The sequence below is a fragment of the Variovorax sp. GW821-FHT09D05 genome (genome assembly GCF_059416325.1).
In genome coordinates, this window is sequence record NZ_JBWKOZ010000005.1 from 185,765 (window position 1) to 204,530 (window position 18,766).

The 18,766-nt window shown below is 67.6% G+C and carries 20 protein-coding genes; 8 read left to right on the forward strand and 12 right to left on the reverse strand.

The window, feature by feature from the left end; genetic code table 11:
* Window positions 1-7: 7 nt before the first annotated feature.
* Window positions 8-1,450 carry a S41 family peptidase gene (locus AC07O3_RS15195; protein WP_093058069.1) on the reverse strand — a complete coding sequence of 481 codons (1,443 nt, stop codon included), beginning with the start codon at window positions 1,448-1,450 and terminating at the stop codon, window positions 8-10.
* Window positions 1,451-1,575: 125 nt separating this feature from the next.
* Window positions 1,576-2,319 (reverse strand): 2,3-diphosphoglycerate-dependent phosphoglycerate mutase, encoded by a 744-nt coding sequence (gpmA, locus tag AC07O3_RS15200; protein ID WP_093058049.1) that lies wholly within the window; start codon window positions 2,317-2,319, stop codon window positions 1,576-1,578.
* A 105-nt stretch (window positions 2,320-2,424) separates the two neighbouring features.
* Between gpmA and AC07O3_RS15205 the strand changes: the two genes are divergently transcribed.
* From AC07O3_RS15205 to nadA, 6 genes are all read left to right on the forward strand, one after another.
* A complete protein-coding gene (locus AC07O3_RS15205) occupies window positions 2,425-2,808 on the forward strand; it encodes a rhodanese-like domain-containing protein (RefSeq protein WP_371127403.1) in 384 nt (127 codons plus the stop codon).
* 21 nt (window positions 2,809-2,829) lie between these two features.
* Window positions 2,830-3,090, forward strand: a complete 261-nt coding sequence (gene grxC, locus AC07O3_RS15210; RefSeq protein ID WP_093058047.1) for a glutaredoxin 3 — start codon at window positions 2,830-2,832, stop codon at window positions 3,088-3,090.
* A 127-nt stretch (window positions 3,091-3,217) separates the two neighbouring features.
* A complete protein-coding gene (secB, locus tag AC07O3_RS15215) occupies window positions 3,218-3,682 on the forward strand; it encodes a protein-export chaperone SecB (RefSeq protein ID WP_093058046.1) in 465 nt (154 codons plus the stop codon).
* Between the two features lie 34 nt (window positions 3,683-3,716).
* Window positions 3,717-4,757, forward strand: a complete 1,041-nt coding sequence (locus AC07O3_RS15220; RefSeq protein WP_495339717.1) for an NAD(P)H-dependent glycerol-3-phosphate dehydrogenase — start codon at window positions 3,717-3,719, stop codon at window positions 4,755-4,757.
* A 25-nt stretch (window positions 4,758-4,782) separates the two neighbouring features.
* A complete protein-coding gene (gene nadC, locus AC07O3_RS15225) occupies window positions 4,783-5,661 on the forward strand; it encodes a carboxylating nicotinate-nucleotide diphosphorylase (protein ID WP_093058044.1) in 879 nt (292 codons plus the stop codon).
* A 7-nt stretch (window positions 5,662-5,668) separates the two neighbouring features.
* The gene (gene nadA / locus AC07O3_RS15230; RefSeq protein ID WP_489016506.1) at window positions 5,669-6,787 is read left to right on the forward strand and encodes a quinolinate synthase NadA; all 1,119 of its coding nucleotides are present in this window, start codon (window positions 5,669-5,671) and stop codon (window positions 6,785-6,787) included.
* 41 nt (window positions 6,788-6,828) lie between these two features.
* On the opposite strand, the gene AC07O3_RS15235 is transcribed toward nadA, so the two are convergent.
* The 7 genes from AC07O3_RS15235 to AC07O3_RS15265 all read right to left on the reverse strand — a co-directional run bounded on the left by AC07O3_RS15235 (window position 6,829) and on the right by AC07O3_RS15265 (window position 12,425).
* Window positions 6,829-7,191: a 6-carboxytetrahydropterin synthase gene (locus AC07O3_RS15235; RefSeq protein WP_093058042.1), complete on the reverse strand. Its 363-nt coding sequence runs from the start codon at window positions 7,189-7,191 to the stop codon at window positions 6,829-6,831.
* Window positions 7,192-7,230: 39 nt separating this feature from the next.
* Window positions 7,231-7,869 carry a 7-carboxy-7-deazaguanine synthase gene (gene queE, locus AC07O3_RS15240; protein ID WP_097198218.1) on the reverse strand — a complete coding sequence of 213 codons (639 nt, stop codon included), beginning with the start codon at window positions 7,867-7,869 and terminating at the stop codon, window positions 7,231-7,233.
* Window positions 7,866-8,705 (reverse strand): pantoate--beta-alanine ligase, encoded by an 840-nt coding sequence (gene panC / locus AC07O3_RS15245; RefSeq protein WP_307616252.1) that lies wholly within the window; start codon window positions 8,703-8,705, stop codon window positions 7,866-7,868. Before panC ends, queE begins: the two co-directional genes overlap by 4 nt.
* Before the next feature lie 14 nt (window positions 8,706-8,719).
* A complete protein-coding gene (panB, locus tag AC07O3_RS15250) occupies window positions 8,720-9,616 on the reverse strand; it encodes a 3-methyl-2-oxobutanoate hydroxymethyltransferase (protein ID WP_495339718.1) in 897 nt (298 codons plus the stop codon).
* Window positions 9,617-9,684: 68 nt separating this feature from the next.
* Window positions 9,685-11,259: an L-aspartate oxidase gene (gene nadB / locus AC07O3_RS15255; RefSeq protein WP_495339877.1), complete on the reverse strand. Its 1,575-nt coding sequence runs from the start codon at window positions 11,257-11,259 to the stop codon at window positions 9,685-9,687.
* A 33-nt stretch (window positions 11,260-11,292) separates the two neighbouring features.
* The gene (locus AC07O3_RS15260) at window positions 11,293-12,129 is read right to left on the reverse strand and encodes a segregation and condensation protein A (protein ID WP_093058037.1); all 837 of its coding nucleotides are present in this window, start codon (window positions 12,127-12,129) and stop codon (window positions 11,293-11,295) included.
* Between the two features lie 89 nt (window positions 12,130-12,218).
* Window positions 12,219-12,425 (reverse strand): DUF3460 family protein, encoded by a 207-nt coding sequence (locus AC07O3_RS15265; RefSeq protein ID WP_093058036.1) that lies wholly within the window; start codon window positions 12,423-12,425, stop codon window positions 12,219-12,221.
* 69 nt (window positions 12,426-12,494) lie between these two features.
* On the opposite strand from AC07O3_RS15265, the gene AC07O3_RS15270 reads away from it, so the two are divergent.
* Window positions 12,495-12,971: an outer membrane protein assembly factor BamE gene (locus AC07O3_RS15270; protein ID WP_495339719.1), complete on the forward strand. Its 477-nt coding sequence runs from the start codon at window positions 12,495-12,497 to the stop codon at window positions 12,969-12,971.
* A gap of 12 nt (window positions 12,972-12,983) precedes the next feature.
* On the opposite strand, the gene AC07O3_RS15275 is transcribed toward AC07O3_RS15270, so the two are convergent.
* On the reverse strand, window positions 12,984-14,663 hold the full coding sequence (locus tag AC07O3_RS15275; RefSeq protein WP_354337692.1) for a SulP family inorganic anion transporter: 1,680 nt from the start codon (window positions 14,661-14,663) through the stop codon (window positions 12,984-12,986).
* A gap of 159 nt (window positions 14,664-14,822) precedes the next feature.
* On the opposite strand from AC07O3_RS15275, the gene AC07O3_RS15280 reads away from it, so the two are divergent.
* Window positions 14,823-16,541, forward strand: a complete 1,719-nt coding sequence (locus tag AC07O3_RS15280) for an enoyl-CoA hydratase-related protein (protein ID WP_093178697.1) — start codon at window positions 14,823-14,825, stop codon at window positions 16,539-16,541.
* Between the two features lie 27 nt (window positions 16,542-16,568).
* Here AC07O3_RS15280 and AC07O3_RS15285 read toward each other — a convergent pair whose 3' ends face one another.
* Entirely contained in the window at window positions 16,569-17,759 is a 1,191-nt protein-coding gene (locus AC07O3_RS15285; RefSeq protein ID WP_093058067.1) for a CaiB/BaiF CoA transferase family protein, read from the reverse strand.
* Complete coding sequence (locus tag AC07O3_RS15290) at window positions 17,759-18,733, reverse strand: Bug family tripartite tricarboxylate transporter substrate binding protein (RefSeq protein WP_495339720.1); 975 nt, start codon at window positions 18,731-18,733, stop codon at window positions 17,759-17,761. Before AC07O3_RS15290 ends, AC07O3_RS15285 begins: the two co-directional genes overlap by 1 nt.
* Window positions 18,734-18,766 lie beyond the last annotated feature (33 nt).

Here is an 18,766-nt window from a genome sequence, read left to right on the forward strand (position 1 = left end):
CCGGCTCTCAGTTCTCTTTCTTCTCTTCCTTGTTGTCGACGATGATCTGCGTCTTGCTGACCAGCACCGGCTGGCCCTTCAGGCGGTTGAGCGCCTGCACCAGCGGGAAGTCCTTGTCGGTGCCGAACTCGGGTACCTTGCGGTCCTGCGGCGGCTTCTTGGCTTCTTCCTCGAGGCGCTTGCGTGCTTCGTCGCGGGCCTTTTCGCGCTCCGGGTCCTTGACTTCGGGGCCCTGGCCGCTGGCCAGGTGCTTCTCGAGGTCGGCCTCGCGCATGCGCAGGGCGGCAAACGGGCTGCCTTCGGCGCTTTCGTCGATCAGCACGTTGGGCACGATGCCCTTGGCCTGGATCGAGGTGCCGCTCGGCGTGTAGTAGCGCGCCGTGGTGATCTTCAGGCCGGTGTCGGGGCCGAGCGGGCGCACCGTCTGCACCGAGCCCTTGCCGAATGTCTGGCTGCCCATGATGGTCGCGCGCTTGTGGTCTTGCAGAGCACCGGCCACGATCTCGCTGGCCGAGGCCGAGCCTTCGTTCACCAGCACCACCAGCGGCACGCTCTTGAGCGCGGCCGGCAGGCTGCGCAGCGGGTCGCTGCCCGAACGGCGCTGGTAGAACTCCGGCGCAGCCTTGTAGACCGACTTGCTTTCGGCCAGCTGGCCGTCGGTGGTGACCACCGTGACATTCTCGGGCAGGAAGGCCGACGACACCGCCACCGCCGCGTCGAGCAGGCCGCCCGGGTCGTTGCGCAGGTCGAGCACCAGGCCCTTGAGGTTCGGGTCTTCCTTGTACAGGTCGTCGATCTTCTTGACGAAGTCGTCGACGGTGCGCTCCTGGAACTGCGACAGGCGGATCCAGCCATAGCCGGGTTCCATCATCTTGCCGCGGACCGACTGCGTGCGGATTTCTTCGCGCGTGATCGTCACCGGGAAGGTGCGGCTCTCGTCCTTGCGGAAGATGGTCAGCAGCACCTTGGTGTTGGCTTCGCCACGCATGCGCTTGACCGCCTCGTTCAGCGACAGGCCGCGCACGGCGGTGTCGTCGATCTTGGTGATCAGGTCATTGGGCTTCAGGCCGGCGCGGAAAGCAGGGGAGCCTTCGATGGGCGAGACGACCTTGATGAGGCCGTCTTCCTGCGAAATCTCGATGCCCACGCCGACGAAGCGGCCGGTGGTGCCTTCCCTGAATTCCTTGAAGGACTTCTTGTCGAAGTACTGGGAATGCGGGTCGAGGCCGGCAACCATGCCCGAAATGGCGTCGGAGATGAGCTTTTTCTCGTCGACCGGCTCGACATAGTCGCTCTTGACCATGCCGAAGACGGCAGCGAGCTGCTGCAATTCCTCGAGCGGCAGTGGCGCAAGCGAACCGCGTGCGACTGTCTGCAACGAGACGGTGGTCAGGACGCCTGCTACGGCGCCGGCGGCGACCCAGCCGGTGATCTTCAGTTTCTGGCCCATCATGAGTGGTTGTCCTTGTCGGCGGCTGTCGAATCAATATACACAGCTTGGAAGCAATTTGTTTGCCGGGGTTCCACGGATGGAGCGCCGGGCAGGGGCTTTCAGGGCGGTCTTTACCGGTCTTTTCAGCCCTTGCCTTGCGATGCCACCGCTGCGGCTGCCTTTTCGGCGGCTGCGGCATCGCCGAGATAGTAGTGGCGCAGGGGCTTGAGGTCGTCGTCGAGCTCGTAGACCAGCGGAATGCCGTTCGGGATGTTCAGGCCGACGATGGCGTCGTCGGAGATGCCGTCGAGGTACTTCACCAGCGCCCGGATCGAGTTGCCGTGGGCCGCCACGACCAGGCGGCGACCGGTGCGGATGGCAGGCGCCATCGACTCGTTCCAGAAGGGCAGCACGCGCGCCACCGTGTCTTTCAGGCACTCGGTCAGCGGAATCTGTTCGGGCGCCAGCTTGGCGTAGCGCACGTCGCTGCGCTCGCTGCGCGGGTCGTCGGCTTCCAGCGGCGGGGGCGGGGTGCCGTAGCTGCGGCGCCAGACCAGCACCTGCTCGTCGCCGTATTTCTTGGCGGTTTCGGCCTTGTTCAGGCCTTGCAGGCCGCCGTAGTGGCGCTCGTTCAGGCGCCAGGAATGGACCACGGGCAGCCAGGTGCGGTCGAGTTCGTCGAGCGTGTGCCACAGGGTGCGGGTGGCGCGCTTGAGCACGCTCGTGTAGGCGACGTCGAAGTCGTAACCTTCGGCCTTGAGCAGCCGGCCGGCCTGCTTGGCCTGCTCCACGCCGGTCTCGGTCAGGTCCACGTCGGTCCATCCGGTGAAGCGGTTTTCGAGATTCCAGGTGGATTCGCCGTGACGGATCAATACCAGTTTGTGCATGTGGGAGGCCTTTGGCTGCGCTTGCGAAACCTCGCATTCTAAAATCCCCGGTTTGCCATTCAAGGAACCCCCGTGAAATTGATCGAATTCGTCACCGCGAACTGGATGCTGATCCTGATCGCGCTCAGCTCGGGAGCCATGCTGGCCTGGCCGCTGGTGCGGGGGGCGGGCGGCGGAACGCTCACGGCGCAGGGTGCCGTGCAGCTCATCAACCGCGAGCGCGCGGTGCTTGTCGACGTGCGCGAGGCGGAAGAATTCGCCACCGGCCACATGATCGGCGCCAAGAACATTCCCCTGAACCAGCTCGAGGAAAAGCTCACCGGCGCGGTCAAGAACAAGACCGTGCCGCTGCTGCTGGTATGCGCCACCGGCGCCCGCGCCCAGCGCGCCGTGGCCATGGCCAAGAAGCTGGGCTACGAGCAGGCCCAAGCCGTGGCCGGCGGGCTGAAAGCCTGGAAAGACGCTAACCTGCCCGTTGAAAAGGCCTGAAATCTCCCCGAGATAGAGCGTATGCAAGCAGTCAAGATGTACACCACCGCCGTTTGCCCCTACTGCACGCGTGCGAAGCAAATCCTGAAGTCCAAGGGCGTCGAGCAGATCGAAGAGATCCGCATCGACACCGACCCCCAGGCCCGCAACACCATGATGGAAATCACCCAGCGCCGCACGGTGCCGCAGATCTTCATCGGCGACACCCACGTGGGTGGCTGCGACGACCTGATGGCCCTCGACAGCCGCGGCGGCCTCGTGCCCCTGCTGCAGAGCGCCTGAAACACAAAGCAACCGGCGTCACGGAAGTGGCGCGGTCGCCGGGCGATAATCGTTCGCTCATCCATCTGCAGCCCGCTGCGGGAACCTCTCCCCGGCGGGCATTGTTTTGATCCTCGAAAGTTCAGCCATGGCCGACCAGCAAGCCCAAGATCCCGTTTTCCAGATCCAGCGCGTCTACCTCAAGGACCTGTCGCTCGAACAACCCAATTCGCCCGCGATCCTGCTGGAGCAGGAGCAGCCCACCGTCGACATCCAGCTCGGCGTGGACGCCCAGCCCGTGACCGACGGCATCTTCGAGATCACCGTGTCGGCCACCGTGCAGACCAAGATCGGCGACAAGACCGTGTTCCTGGTCGAAGCCAAGCAGGCCGGCATCTTCGAAATCCGCCACCTGCCGGAAGAGCAGATGGGCGCCATCCTGGGCATCGCCTGCCCGCAGATCGTCTACCCGTACCTGCGCGGCAACGTGGCCGACGTGATCCAGCGCGGCGGCTTCCCGCCCGTGCACTTGGCTGAAATCAACTTCCAGGCGATGTACGAGCAGCAGCAGGCGCAGGCCGCCGGCCAGGCTGCGCCGACCCTGGCGCAGTAAACAGCGCCCAACGCCCTCGATGTCGCCAACGCCGATGAAGATCTGCGTTCATGGCGCCGGTGCCTGGGGCACGGCAGTCGCTGTCAACGCGGCGGCTCGCCACGAGGTCACGCTCTGGGCGCGCGATGCCGCCCAGGCCGACGCCATGTCGGCCGCGCGTGAAAACACCCGCTACCTGCCCGGGCTGGCACTGCCGGCCTCGCTCGCCGTGCGCGCGGGCGACATCGGCCAGGCGCAGGCCGGCGCCGACCTCGTCATCGTGGCCACCCCCATGGCTGCCCTGCGTGAACAGCTCATTGCACTGCGTGGCACTACTGCGGCGGTGGCGTGGCTGTGCAAGGGCGTTGAGCCCGCACTTGACGCCTCACCCGCATCCTTCGGCCTGCTCGCCCACGAAATATGGATGCAGGTTGCTCCTGATTTGAGAGCGGGCGTGCTCAGCGGCCCCAGCTTCGCGCAGGAGGTCGCCGAAGGGCGCCCGACCGCGCTGGTGGCCGCCAGCCCGCATGCCGCCGTGCGCGACACGCTGGTCGACGCCTTCCACGGCCCCGCGCTGCGCGTCTACGCCAACGAGGACATCGTGGGCGTGGAAGTGGGCGGCGCGGTGAAGAACGTGCTGGCCATCGCCACCGGCCTGTGCGACGGCCTCGCGCTCGGGCTCAACGCCCGTGCGGCGCTCATCACCCGGGGCCTCGCAGAAATGACGCGCTTCGGCCTCGCGCTGGGCGCCCGCGCCGAAACCTTCATGGGCCTTTCGGGCCTGGGCGACCTGGTGCTGACCTCCACCGGAGACCTGTCGCGCAACCGCAAGGTCGGCCTGCTGCTGGCCCAGGGCCGCACGCTGGCGCAGGCCGTCGATTCGCTGGGCCACGTGGCCGAAGGCGTGTACTGCGCCCGCACCGTGGTGCAGCGCGCGCGTGGCCTCGGCATCGAGATGCCGATCGCCGAAGGCGTGGTCGCGCTGCTCGATGGCCGCGTGAGCCCGCAAGACGCGGTGGCCGCCCTGACCGGCCGCGACCCGGTGCCGGAATCCGTGCCGCCCGGCGCTGCGGCTTCTCCTCGCCATTCCTCTTAATAAAAAAACGCAGAGACAAAGAGCCATGAGCCTTCGCTTTGATTTTTCAGCGTCGGCCGTGGCCGCGCTGGCCCTGTCCGATGCCACCCGCGCATTGCAGGAAGACGTCGCCGACGGCGACCTCACCGCGTCGCTGGTCGACCCGGCCCGCACTGCCCGCGCCCGCGTGCTGGCGCGCGAATCCGCCGTCGTGTGCGGCGCACCCTGGGTCGAGGCCACGCTGCGGCAGCTCGATCCGCAAGTGCGTATCCACTGGCTGTGTGCCGAAGGCGAACGCTGCGCGGCCGACCAGACCGTGCTCGAAATCGAAGGCGCCGCCCGCGCGCTGCTGACGGCCGAGCGCACTTCGCTCAACTTCCTGCAGTTGCTGAGCGCGGTCGCCACCAAGACCGCCCTCTACGCCGACGCCGTGCGCGGCACGCGCGCCCGCATCGTCGACACCCGCAAGACCATTCCGGGCCTGCGCCTCGCGCAGAAGTACGCGGTGCGCACCGGCGGTGGCCTGAACCACCGCATCGGCCTGTACGACGCGGTGCTCATCAAGGAAAACCATATCGCCGCAGCCGGTGGTGTGGCTGCGGCCCTGCGCGCGGTGGCGCCGGTTGCCTCGCAGGCCGCCTTCGTCGAAGTCGAGGTCGAAACGCTGACCCAGCTGCGCGAAGCGCTGGAAGCAGGCGCGCGCATGGTGCTGCTCGACAACATGGACTTGCCCACGCTGCGCGAGGCCGTGCGCATCAACGACGAAGCCGGCGAAGACCGCAAGGCCGTGCTGGAGATATCCGGTGGCGTCACACTGGACGGTCTGCGCGCACTGGCCGAAACCGGTGTAGACCGTATTTCGGTCGGCGCATTGACCAAGGATGTCAAAGCCATCGACTACTCGATGCGTTTTCTGGAAAGCTGATCCGCCCATGTCGTCTCCGGTCATCGACGTCGACTACGAGCAGCCCGCCGCAAAGGCCGGCGCCGTCTGCGACACGCGCCACGCCTGGGCCCGAGTGCCGGCCGAGCCTTCGCCCGATGAGCGCATCGCGCTGAAGGAGCGCATCCGCCGCCTGCTGCGCGAACGCAACGCGGTGATGGTGTCGCACTTCTACGTGCACCCCGACCTGCAGGACCTTGCCGAGGAAACCGGTGGCATCGTGAGCGATTCGCTCGAAATGGCGCGCTTCGGCCGCGACCACGCCGCGCAGACGCTGGTGGTGTCGGGCGTGCGCTTCATGGGCGAGACCTCGAAGATCCTCTCGCCCGAAAAGCGCGTGCTGATGCCCGACCTCGATGCGAACTGCTCGCTCGACCTGGGATGCCCGGTCGAGCAGTTCAGCGCCTTCTGCGACCAGCACCCCGACCGCACCGTGGTCGTCTACGCCAACACCAGCGCGGCCGTGAAGGCGCGCGCCGACTGGCTGGTCACCTCCAGCTGCGCGCTCGACGTGGTGAACGCGCTGCACGCGGCGGGGCAGAAGATTCTCTGGGGCCCCGACCGCCACCTGGGCGACTACATCCAGCGCCAGACCGGCGCGGACATGGTCAGCTGGAACGGCGCCTGCATCGTGCACGACGAGTTCAAGGCGCTGGAGCTCGAACTGCTCATGAAGGAGCATCCGAAGGCGAAGGTGCTGGTGCACCCCGAGTCCCCGTCTGACGTGATTGCGCTGGCAGACGCGGTGGGCTCCACCTCGGCCATCCTGAACGCGGCGCAGCGTATGGATGCCAGCGAATTCATCGTTGCCACCGACAGCGGCATGCTGCACAAGCTGCGCACGCTGAACCCCGGCAAGACCTTCATCGAGGCGCCCACGGCCGGCAACGGCGGCACCTGCAAGAGCTGCGCTCATTGCCCGTGGATGGCGATGAACGGGCTGGTCGAGCTGGCGAATGCGCTGGAAACGGGCGCGGGCGAGATCCATGTCGACCCGGCGCTGGGCCTGCGGGCGCGCGTGCCGATCGACCGGATGCTGGCGTTTACTGCCGGGCTGAAGAACGGGCAGGCGCCCGGCAGCTTGGTAGCAGGCATCGGCGCCGCCTGACCCTGTCTTGCTCCTTCCCCCTCTGGGGGAGGGAGAAAAACCTAGAAGTCCACGGTGCAGCTGTCGCCCAGCGCCTCGCGCCACACACGCACGCGGGCCAGCGAGGGCCGCAAGTCCGGCAGCGCATCCGCAATGAACACGCACAGGTTCTCCAGTGTCGGCGGATGCAGTCCGGCCACGTCGTCCAGCAGGTGATGATCGAGCTGCTCGCGCACATCTTCCAATCGCCGGCGCAGTAGCCCCAGGTCGATCACCATCCCCGTCACTGGATCGCGCTCCCCTGCAAGCCACACCTCCGCGTGGTACGTGTGGCCGTGGATACGGCGGCTGCCTTCGACTTCGATCTCGCGCTTCAGTGTGTGGGCGGCGTCGAAGAAAAAGCGTTGGCTGATGGTGAATCGCATCGTCAAAAAAAGAAACTCAGAGGAAAAAGGGCCGCAGTGTCAGCGGATCCCGGTGATCTTGTGCGTCTGCACGCTCAGGCGCCAAACCGGCTGCTTCATGCATTCGGCAATGCAAAGCTCGGTGTTCGCGACCCGGTCGGGGCCGTCCATCGGCTGCAAAAAGCGGTGCGTGAACTCGCCCGTGCGCGCCATCGTGTCGAGGTCGAACTCGGTCTGCGGCCACACCAGCTTCAGCTCCTGGCCGCGCTGCTGCACCCATGGCGCGCCGGCCTTGGGGCTGATGCACAGCCAGTCGATGCCTTCGGGCGCCTCGACCGTGCCGTTGCTCTCGACTGCGATGCGGAAGCTCCGCGCGTGCAGCGCGTCGACCAGCGCGGCGTCTACCTGCAGCAACGGCTCGCCGCCGGTCAGAACCACGAGGCGATGGTCGGCATCTACGGCTGGCCATTGCGCGGCGATGGTGTCGGCAAGCAGGTCGGCGGTCTTGAACTTGCCGCCCAGCGTGCCGTCGGTGCCCACGAAGTCGGTGTCGCAGAAACGGCAGACGGCGGAGGCTCGATCTTCCTCGCGGCCCGTCCAGAGGTTGCAGCCTGCAAAGCGACAGAACACGGCCGGCATGCCCGCCTGGCCGCCTTCGCCTTGCAGGGTGTAGAAGATTTCTTTGACGCTGTAAGTCATGAGGCCGGTGTGTCGATCTCGAGGTTGTCGATCAGCCGCGTGCTGCCCAGGCGTGCAGCAGCCAGCGCCACGAGCGGTTCACCCGCGGCCGGTGCCTGCAGGTCGGCGCGGCGCCGCAGCACAAGATAGTCCGGCTGCCAGCCGCGTTGCGTGAGCATCTGCATGGCCCGCGCTTCGATCGCGGCCAGGTCGCGCTCGCCCGCGCGCACCGCCTCGGCCATTGCCTTCAGCGCCTTCGACAGCTGCACCGCCTCGGCGCGTTCGCTTTCGCTCAGGTAGCCGTTGCGCGACGACAGCGCGAGGCCGTCGTCGGCGCGGAAGGTCTCGCTGCCCACGATCTCGATGGGCAGCGCGAACTGCCGCACCATGTGCCGGATCATCATCAGCTGCTGGTAGTCCTTCTTGCCGAACACGGCCACGCGCGGCTGCACGCACTGGAAGAGCTTCATCACCACCGTGCACACGCCGATGAAGAAGCCGGGGCGGAAATGCCCTTCGAGGATGTCGGCCAGCGCCGGGTCGGGGTGCACCTTGCAGGTCTGCGGCTCGGGGTAGAGCGCCTTCTCGTCGGGCGCGAACAGCACGTCGCAGCCGGCGGTGCGCAGCTTCTCGCAGTCGCTGTCCCAGGTGCGCGGGTAGGTGTCGAAGTCTTCGTGCGGCAGGAACTGCAGGCGGTTCACGAAGATGCTGGCCACCGTCACGTCGCCCAGTGGCTTGGCCTGCTTCACCAGGGCCAGGTGGCCGTCGTGCAGGTTGCCCATGGTGGGAACGAAGGCGGGGCGCTTGAAGGCGGCCAGGTGGTCGCGAAGTTCGGCGATGGTGTGTGCGATGTACATGAGGGTTTCCTTCCTTACCAGGCGTGGAGTCGGTCGTCGGGGAAGCTGCCGTCCTTGACGGCCTGCACGTAGGCCCTGAGGGCGGGCAGCACGCCCGGCGCGTCGGCCATGAAGTTGCGCACGAACTTCGGCATCTTCCCGAGGTTGATGCCAAGCATGTCGTGCAATACCAGCACCTGCCCGGCGGTGGCCTTGCCGGCGCCGATGCCGATGGTGGCGCAGTGATTCAGTTCGGCGGTGAGCTCGGCGGCCAGCGCGGCCGGCACCATTTCGAGCACCAGCATTGCGGCGCCCGCGTCCTGCAGCGCGTAGGCCTGCTGCTTCAGCAGCGCGCCGGCGGCGTCGCCCTTGCCCTGCACGCGGTAGCCGCCCAGTGCATGCACCGTCTGCGGCGTCAGGCCGAGGTGGGCGCACACCGGGATGCCGCGCTCGACCAGGAAGCGCACCGTGTCGGTGGTCCAGCCGCCGCCTTCGAGCTTGACCATGTGCGCGCCGGCCTGCATCAGCACCGTGGCGCTGCGCAGCGCCTGTTCGCGCGATTCCTGGTAGCTGCCGAAGGGCAGGTCGGCAATCAGCCAGGTCGTGCCCTGCACGCGGCGCAGGCCGCGCGAGACGCTGTCGGTGTGATAGCGCATGGTGTCCAGGCTCACGCCCACCGTGCTGTTCAGGCCCTGGCAGACCATGCCGAGCGAATCGCCGACCAGCAGGCAGTCGATGCCCGCGGCGTCGGCCATGGCCGCGAAGGTGGCGTCGTAGGCCGTGAGCATCGCGATCTTCTCGCCGCGCGCATGCATGTCGGCCAGGCGCGGCAGGCTCACGGGCTTGCGCGATGCAGGCGGGGAGGCCGGCGGCAGCGTGCCGTAGGGCGAAGCGGGCGGCGTGTCGGTGATTGGGGGCGTGGTGTTCGACATGGTTGGGTTTCTCCCTGCGGGCGTCGGTGGCCGGGCATCCTTGAGTGAAGAAAACGAAGCGGGTGGGGCTATCGGTCGTCCGGCGGCACCAGCACCGTGGGTGCGGTGGGCTCGGCGAGCGAAGGATAGTCGCGGCTGAAATGCAGGCCACGGCTCTCGTGGCGGGCCTGCGCGGAACGAACGATCAGCTCGGCCACCTGCACCAGGTTGCGCAGTTCGAGCAGGTCGCGCGTGACGTGGAAGTTCGCATAGAACTCCTGGATCTCGGCCTGCAGCAGCGCGATGCGATGGCTCGCGCGCTCCAGGCGCTTGTTGGTGCGCACGATGCCGACGTAGTCCCACATGAAGCGGCGCAGCTCGTCCCAGTTGTGCGAGATGACCACGGCTTCATCGGCATCGGTGACGCGGCTGTCGTCCCAGGCGGGCAGCTCGGCGAGCTCGCGCACCGGCGCCGATGCGATGGCGCTGGCCGCGGCGCGCGCGAACACCATGCACTCGACCAGCGAGTTGCTGGCCAGGCGGTTGGCGCCGTGCAGGCCGGTGCAGGCGGTCTCGCCGATGGCGTAGAGGCCCGGGATGTCGGTGCGCCCGCTCAGGTCGCTGAGCACGCCGCCACAGGTGTAGTGCGCGGCCGGCACCACGGGAATGGGCTCGCGCGTGATGTCGATGCCCAGCTCCAGGCAGCGCGCGAGGATGTTGGGAAAGTGCTCTTTCAGGAACGCGGCCGGCTGGTGCGAGATGTCGAGGTGCACGCAGTCGAGGCCATGCTTCTTCATCTCGAAGTCGATCGCGCGGGCCACCACGTCGCGCGGTGCGAGTTCGGCGCGCTCGTCGTGCTTCGGCATGAAGCGGGTTCCGTCGGGAAGCTTGAGCAGCCCGCCTTCGCCGCGCACCGCTTCGCTGATCAGGAAAGACTTTGCATGCGGGTGATACAGGCAGGTCGGGTGGAACTGGATGAACTCCATGTTCGACACCCGGCAGCCCGCGCGCCACGCGGCGGCAATGCCGTCGCCGGTGGCGGTGTCGGGGTTGGTGGTGTACAGGTACACCTTGCCCGCACCGCCGGTGGCCAGGATGGTGTGCGGCGCGCGGAAGGCCAGCACCTCGTCGGTCTCGTCGTCCAGCGCGTAGAGGCCCAGGCAGGCCGGGTCATTCAGCCCGATCTTGGGCCCGGTGATCAGGTCGACCAGCGTGTGGTGCTCGAACAGCGTGATGTTCGGCGTGCGCCGCACCCGCTCGATCAGCACCTGCTGCACTGCCGCGCCGGTGGCGTCGGTCACGTGCACGATGCGGCGCTGGCTGTGGCCGCCTTCGCGCGTCAGGTGCAGGCCGCCGTCGTCCTCGGAAAAGGGCACGCCCAGCTCGCGCAGCCAGCCGATGGCCTGGGGTGCGTGCTCGACCACGAAGCGCGTGGCCTCGGGGTCGCACAGGCCGGCGCCGGCCACCAGCGTGTCTTCCACGTGCGCATCGAAGCTGTCGCCCGCCGCCAGCACGGCCGCGATGCCGCCCTGCGCCCAGGCGCTGGAGCCGTCGTTCAGCGCGCGCTTGGTCAGCACGGCCACGCGGTGCGTGGGCGCCAGGTGCAGCGCGGCCGAGAGGCCGGCCAGGCCGCTGCCGACGATGAGGACGTCGAAGTCGCGCACGGCGGAAGTCACTGGGTATGGGGACCGGTTGGGTCAGGCTGGCGAATAAGCCAATCTGACGTAGATAGGGGCGAAGGCCTCGGCCTGCGTGATTTCGATCAGCGTTTCCTTCGCGAGCTCCAGCATCGCGATGAAGGTGACGATGAGCACGGGCGTACCGCGCGACACGTCGAACAGCTTCTCGAATTCGACGAAGCGCTGCCCCTGCAGGTGGCGCAGCACGATGCTCATGTGCTCGCGCACGTTGAGCTCTTCGCGCGAGATCTTGTGGTGCTGCACGAGCTTGGCGCGCTTCATGATGTCGGCCCACGCATCGCGCAGCTCGACCACGTCCACGTCGGGGAAGCGCGGCTTCAACGACTGCTCGATGTAGACCTGCGCCTTCCAGAAGTCGCGTCCGTACGTGGGCGTGGCGCTGAGGGCGGCGGCCTGCAGCTTGGTCTGCTCGTATTCGAGCAGGCGGCGCACGAGCTCGGCGCGCGGATCTTCGGCCTCTTCGCCGTCGGCCACCTTCTTGGGCGGCAGCAGCATGCGCGACTTGATCTCGATCAGCATCGCGGCCATCAGCAGATATTCGGCCGCGAGTTCGAGGTTGGTCTGGCGGATCTCGTCGACGTAGCTCAGGTACTGCCGCGTGAGCCCCGCCATCGGGATGTCGAGGATGTTGAAGTTCTGCTTGCGGATCAGGTAGAGCAGCAAGTCCAGCGGGCCTTCGAAGGCCTCCAGGAACACCTGCAGCGCCTCGGGCGGGATGTACAGGTCCTTCGGCATCGCGAACAGCGGCTCGCCATAGAGCCTCGCGAGCGCGACCTGGTCGACCACGTCGGGCATGTCGACCACCAGCGTGCCGTTGTCCTCGTCGCTCTTCATTGGGTCATTGCTATCGTTTCAATAGCGACCAGCGCAATGCGGACGGGAGCTTGCTGCCAAATCGGCATCGGGAAATCGGCATCGGGGAATTACTTGGCCTGGGTCTGGTAGACGTACGGCTGCATCGGTACGCGGGCTTCGCTGTACTCCTCCAGCAGGCTGCGGTCGAGGTGCTTGTCCCAGAGGAGGGCGCGGCCGGCGCGCTGTTCGGCTTCCAGCGTTGGCTTCTTTTCCTTCATCTCCTCGATGAAGTTCGTGATCTCGGAGGTGTAGTGGGGGCGGCGGAAGATGGACATAGACTGGACCTTTATGACGCGAATTTTACCGGGGACGGCATGAAGCAACGGCGAGGATGGCAGATCGGCATGGCAACAGGGTTTCTGGCGGCGGTGATGGCTCTCGTGGGATGCGACTCGAAGAACATCTCCGAGCTTGAAGAGGGCGTGTCCACAGAGGCCGACGTGCGAGCCCGTTTCGGCCAGCCCGAGAACGTCTGGGACGCCCCCGGCGGTGGCCGCGTGTTCGAGTACAACCGCCAGCCGGCGGGCCAGAAGAACTACATGATCACCATCGGTGCCGACGGCAAGATGAGCGCGCTGCGCCAGGTGCTCACGCCCGAGAACTTCGCCAAGGTGCAGCCCGGCATGATGATGGAAGACCTGCGCAAGATGCTGGGCAAGCCTGCCAAGGTCACGACCTATGCGCTCAAGCGCGAGACCGAATGGGAATGGCGCTGGGTGCAGCCGCCGAACTCGGCCATGGTCTTCACCGCCACGCTGAACGACGACCAGCGCGTGGTGCGCAGCGGCTCTTCGCCTGACCGGGGTACCGAAGCCCCGTAGCTTCCTTAGCGGCTATGCGCCATGCGACGCGCCGGGCTGGCCCGTCGTCAATTCCTCGGCAAAGCCCGAACGCACCAGCACCTCGAGCGGTTGCGGCTGCAACGACTCGATGCGCAACAATCCGTCGCGCGCCAGCACCGCCCGGTGCAGTTGCCGCAGCGCATCGACACCGGTGGCGTCGATGTAGATCAGGTGCGTGGCGTCCAGCACCACCGTCATGCCGCGCGGCGCGCGCTCGGCGGCGTTCACCGCCTCGTCGAGCTTGGCCGCCGCGCCGAAGAACAGCGCGCCGTATAGGCTGTAGGTGAGCACCGGCGGCTGCAGCGTGACCAGTTCGACGCTGAACAGCCCGTTCATGCGCCGGATGAAGAGGGCGCAGGCCAGCACGATGCCCACCTGCACCGCCACCGTCAGGTCGAACACCACGGTGAGGAAGAAGGTGCCCAGCATCAGCAGCCGGTAATGCCGGCTGAAATGCCGCAGCTGCGTGGGCGTGAACTCGCGCCATTCGCCCATGTTCAGGCCCACGAACACCAGGATGCCTGCCAGCACCGCGAGCGGCACGTGGCGCGCCAGCGGCGCGGCCAGCAGCACCACCGCCAGCAGCGTGATCGCATGCACGATGCCCGCGATCGGCGAGGTGCCGCCCGAGCGGATGTTGGTCACGGTGCGCGCGATGGTGCCGGTGGCCGGCATGCCGCCGAAGAAGGGCGTGACGATGTTCGCGATGCCCTGCGCCATCAACTCCTGGTTGGGGTCGTGGCGCGGCTGGCCGCTGAGCTGGTCGGACACGCGCGCGCACAGCAGCGACTCGATGGCGCCGAGCAGCGCGATGGTCAGCGTGGGCGTCACGAGCTGCTTCACCGTCTCCCACGAGAAATCGGGCAGCGCGAAGGCCGGCACGCCTTCGGGAATGCCGCCGAAGCGCGTGCCGATGGTTTCCACCGGCAGCTCGAAGCCCCATGACACCAGCGTGAGCGTGACCAGCGCCACGATGGGCCCCGGCATGCGCGCGCCCACCTGCACGGCGCGCGTGCGCGCCACCCGGCCAGCGACGCGCAGCACCGCGGTGCCCACCTTCGAGTCGCTGCTCAGCAGCAACGGCCACAGCAGCAGCCCGGCCACGCAGGCAATGCCGAGCCCGAAGGCATAGGGGTTGAAAGTGCTGATTTGCAGCGCCATCGCATGCAGCTGCGAGAACACGTCGGCCGGCATCTTCGCCACCGTCAGCCCGAGCAGATCTTTCAACTGCGACAGCAATATCAACACCGCGATGCCATTGGTGAAGCCCACCACGATCGACAGCGGCACGAAGCGCACCAGCCGCCCCAGCCCGAACAACCCCGCCATGAACAGCAGCACGCCCGCGCACGCGGTGGCGATCAGCAGGTTGGCTACGCCATAGCGCTCGACGATGCCGTAGACGATCACGATGAACGCCCCCGCCGGCCCGCCGATCTGCACCGCCGAGCCGCCCAGCAGCGAGATCAGGAAGCCCGCGATGATCGCCGTCCAGATGCCCGCCTCGGGCTTGAGCCCCGAGGCGATGGCAAAGGCCATGGCCAGCGGCAGCGCGACGATGCCGACCGTGGCGCCCGCGCCCAGGTCCTTGAAGAAGCGCTCGCGGTCGTATCCCGCGAGCGCGTCCATCAGGCGTGGGCGGAAGCGGGTGAGGTTCAGCGGGGAATGCATGAGTCGTTCATTGTGGACTGCCACCCGGCCGTGCAGCAGGCCGCGGACGGGTGGGTCATGCCGATGCGAACTTTCGCTCAACTTATCCGGAACAAAGGATCCCGATACATTTTTGACATTCATTGACATTTGGTCACCGAAATTACCGAGGTCCGTCCGATGCACATCCTGCTTGTCGCAAGCGCGTTCAACAGCCTGACGCAACGGGTTCTCGCCGAACTCCAGGACCGCGGCCACACCGTCGGGGTGGAGCTGGCGCTCGGCAATGACTTGGCCCTGCGCGAAGCCGTGCGGCTGCATTCGCCCCAGCTCATCGTGGCGCCGATGCTGACCACCGCCATTCCCCAGGACATCTGGACCGCCCACACCTGCCTGATCGTGCATCCCGGCCCGCCGGGCGACCGGGGGCCTTCGTCGCTCGACTGGACGCTGCAGGGCGGCTTCGAAAGCTGGGGCGTCACCGTGCTCGAGGCCGTGGCCGAAATGGATGCGGGCGATGTCTGGGCATGGTCGCCGCTGAAGGTGCCGCCGCTGGCCGGCAAGAGCGACCTCTACCGCGGCGAGGTGGCCGACGCCGCACTCGACGCGGTGCTGCTGGCGGTGGAGCGCTTCGCCTCGGGCAAGTACAAGCCCCAGAAGCAGAAGACCGCAGCCCTTGCCGCCGGCTGGCGGCCCTTCATGAAGCAGGCGCAGCGCCGCATCGACTGGGCGACCGACACGACCGAGTTTGTGCTGCGCCAGTTGCGCGCGGCCGATTCGCAGCCCGGCGTGCTCGACGAACTACTGGGCGCGCAGTGGTACCTGCACGGCGGCCATCCCGAAGACGAACTGCGCGGCAACAAGCCCGGCGAACTGATCGCCACCCGCGCCGGTGCCGTCTGCCGAGCCACCGTCGACGGCGCGGTATGGATCGCGCAACTGCGCCCCTGGCGCGAGCCCGGCTCACGGCTGCCCAGCTACAAGCTGCCGGCCGTGCAGGCGCTCGGCGAGCTGCTGCCCTTCGAAGTGCCGGAGGTGCCAGCACCGCTGCAGTTGCCGGCCGGACGCCGCACCTGGTCCGACATCCGCTACAGCGAGCATGGCGCGGTCGGCGTGCTGAACTTTTCATTCCCAGGCGGCGCGATGAGCACCGTGCAGTGCCGCCGGCTGCTGCAGGCCTATCGCTTCGCCTGCACCCGTCCGACCTCGGTGCTGGTGCTGGGCGGCCTGCGCGATTTTTTCTCCAACGGCATCCACCTCAACGTGATCGAGGCGGCCGACGACCCGGCCGAGGAGTCGTGGGCCAACATCCACGCGATGAACGACCTGGTCGAGGCGGTGCTGAGCACCACCGACCGGCTCACCGTGTCGGCGCTCGGCGGCAATGCGGCGGCTGGCGGCGTGATGCTCGCGCTGGCGGCCGACGAAGTGTGGTGCCGCGACGGCGCCGTGCTCAACCCGCACTACACGCTGATGGGCCTGCACGGCTCCGAATACTGGACTTACACCCTGCCGCGCCGCGTCGGCGCCGCCGAGGCGCAGCGTTTGACCCAATCGGCCCTGCCCGTGAGCGCCAGGCGCGCCGTCGAACTCGGCATGGCCGAGCGCGTGCTGCAGGCCGCGCCGGAAGAGTTGGGCGATGAAGTGACGCGGCTGGCCGCGCAACTGGCCGCCTCGCCGGACCTGGCCGCGCGCATCGCGAAGAAGCAGGCGGCGCGCGCGCAAGACGAAGCCGCAAAGCCGCTGCAGCAGTACCGCGATGAAGAACTGGCGCACATGCGCCGCAATTTCTTCGATGCCAGCGAGCCGCACCGCGCATTGCGGTCCGCGTTCGTGCGCAAGGAGAAGGCGCTGCACACGCCGCCGCATGTCGCCCGATTGGGGCTCGCCGCGGACTGAGCGGGCGCAGGCCGCGGCCTTCCGTCGTCAGGGTTGCGCCAGCTCCGCAAGAATCGCTTCGCGGTCCTGGTCCAGCCGTGGCGGCTGCCGCAGCACCTGCGTGCGGTGGCCACCCACGTGCACCGGGTTGCCCGCCACCGTGAGCGGCCGGCCGCTCTGCGTGCGCACCTGCACCAGCATCTCGCGCGCCTGCACCTGCGGGTCGTTCACCACCGCGGCCACGTCGTTGTAGCCGCCCGTGGGAATGTTGTGCTGCATCAGCAGCGCCTGCCAGTGCGCGCAAGTCGCCGACGCCAGGCGCTCTTCGAGCAACTGCTTCAGCACCTCGTGGTGCTGGCAGCGCCCGGGGTTGGTGGCAAAGCGCTCGTCGTCCTGCAGTGCCGGCAATTCCAGCACCGTGCACAGGCGCTGGAACAGCGCGTCGTTGCCCGCCGCGATCACGAACCAGCCGTCGGAAGCACGGAACACGTCGAAGGGCGTGATCGACGGGTGCCGCGAGCCGATGGGCCCCGGCGCGCGGCCATCGGCCTCCATGCGCGAGATCGCGTTCTCGAGCAGCGCGACCTGGCAGTCGAGCATCGCCACGTCGACCCTGTCTCCCAGGCCGGTGCGCCCGCGCTGCAGCAATGCGGCCTGCGTGCCGATGGCCGCATACAGGCCCGCGCCCAGGTCGCCGATCGAGACGCCCACGCGCGTCGGCGGCGCGCCGGGGTGGCCGGTCAGGCTCATGATTCCGCCCATCGCCTGCACCACCATGTCGTAGGCGGGGCGCCTGCTGTAAGGCCCCGTCTGTCCGAAGCCCGAGACCGAGGTGAACACCAGTTTCGGAAAGCGCGCATGCAGCGTCGGCCAGTCGTAGCCCAGCTTTTCCATCGTGCCGGGTCGGAAGTTTTCGACCAGCACGTCGGCCGTGGCCAGCAACGACTCGAAAACCGCCCGGTCGGCCGGCGCCTTCAGGTCCAGCGCAATCGACTCCTTGTTGCGGTTGACCGACATGAAGTAGGCCGAGTCGCCCTCGACGAACGGGCCGATCTGGCGGGCATCGTCGCCCAGCCCCGGCTGCTCCACCTTGATGACGCGCGCGCCCAGGTCGGCAAGCAGCAGCGTGCAGTACGGGCCCGCGAGCACGCGCGTCAGGTCGATGACGGTAAAGCCGTGCAGCGGGCCCGCCGTGGCTGCGGCTGTGGCTGCGGACGCGTTGGAAGAAGTGCCCGGCATCATTCGACGGTCGCGCCCGAGCGCTCGGTGAGTTCCTTCGATTTCGCGCCTTCGGCCGTGGCCCAACTGCGGAACTCGGCGAGCGATTTCGATGGCGCCGATTCGTTGCCCGACTTTTCCATCCGCGCCTTCACGTCGGGGTCGTTCAGTGCCGCCACGCTGGCGTCGAACAGCTTCTGCGCCATTTCAGGCGGCAGGCCGGCCGGTGCGAACAGGCCGAACCAGAAGGTGTAGTCGTAGCCCTTCACGCCGGCCTCGGCAATGCTCGGCACATCGGGAAAGAGCGGCGAGCGCTGGCCTGAGGTCACGGCCAGCACGCGCAGCTTCTGGCCCTGGGCCATCGGCAATACCGACGGCGGCGTGCCGAAGGTCAGTTGCACATCACCCGCGGCAACTGCCTGGATCGACGGGGCGCCGCCCTTGTAGGGCACATGCAGCATCGTCACGCCGGCCGCCTTTTCGAACGACAGGCCCGCAAGGTGGGTCACCACGCCGGTGCCCGACGACGAATAGGCCAGCTTGCCCGGGTTCTGCCGCGCTTCGGCAATCAGTGCCTGCACGGTCTTTGCGCTCACGTCCTTGTTGACGGCGAGCAGCATCGGGGCCGAGCTCCAGCGCGAGATGGGCACGAAGCTCTTCGCGCCGTCGTACTTCACGGCTTTGTAGAGCAGCTTGTCGCTGCCGTATAGGTTGGCGCTGCCCAGCAGCAGCGTGTAGCCGTCGGGCGCCGCGCGCGCCACCTGGTCCGACGCGATGGTGGTGCCCGCGCCGGGCTTGTTGTCGATGATCACCGGCTGCCCCAGCAGCTTGGCCATCTTGTCGCTGACGATGCGTGCCACCGTGTCGGCCCCGCCGCCGGCGGGAAAGCCCACCACCAGCGTGATCGGCCGCGCGGGGTAGCTGTCCGCCAGGGCGCCGGCCGAAGCCAGCAGCGCCGCGGCGGCGAATGAAATGGCGCGAAGTTGTTGCTTCATGTCTTTGTCTCCGGTTTCTTGTCGTATCGATGG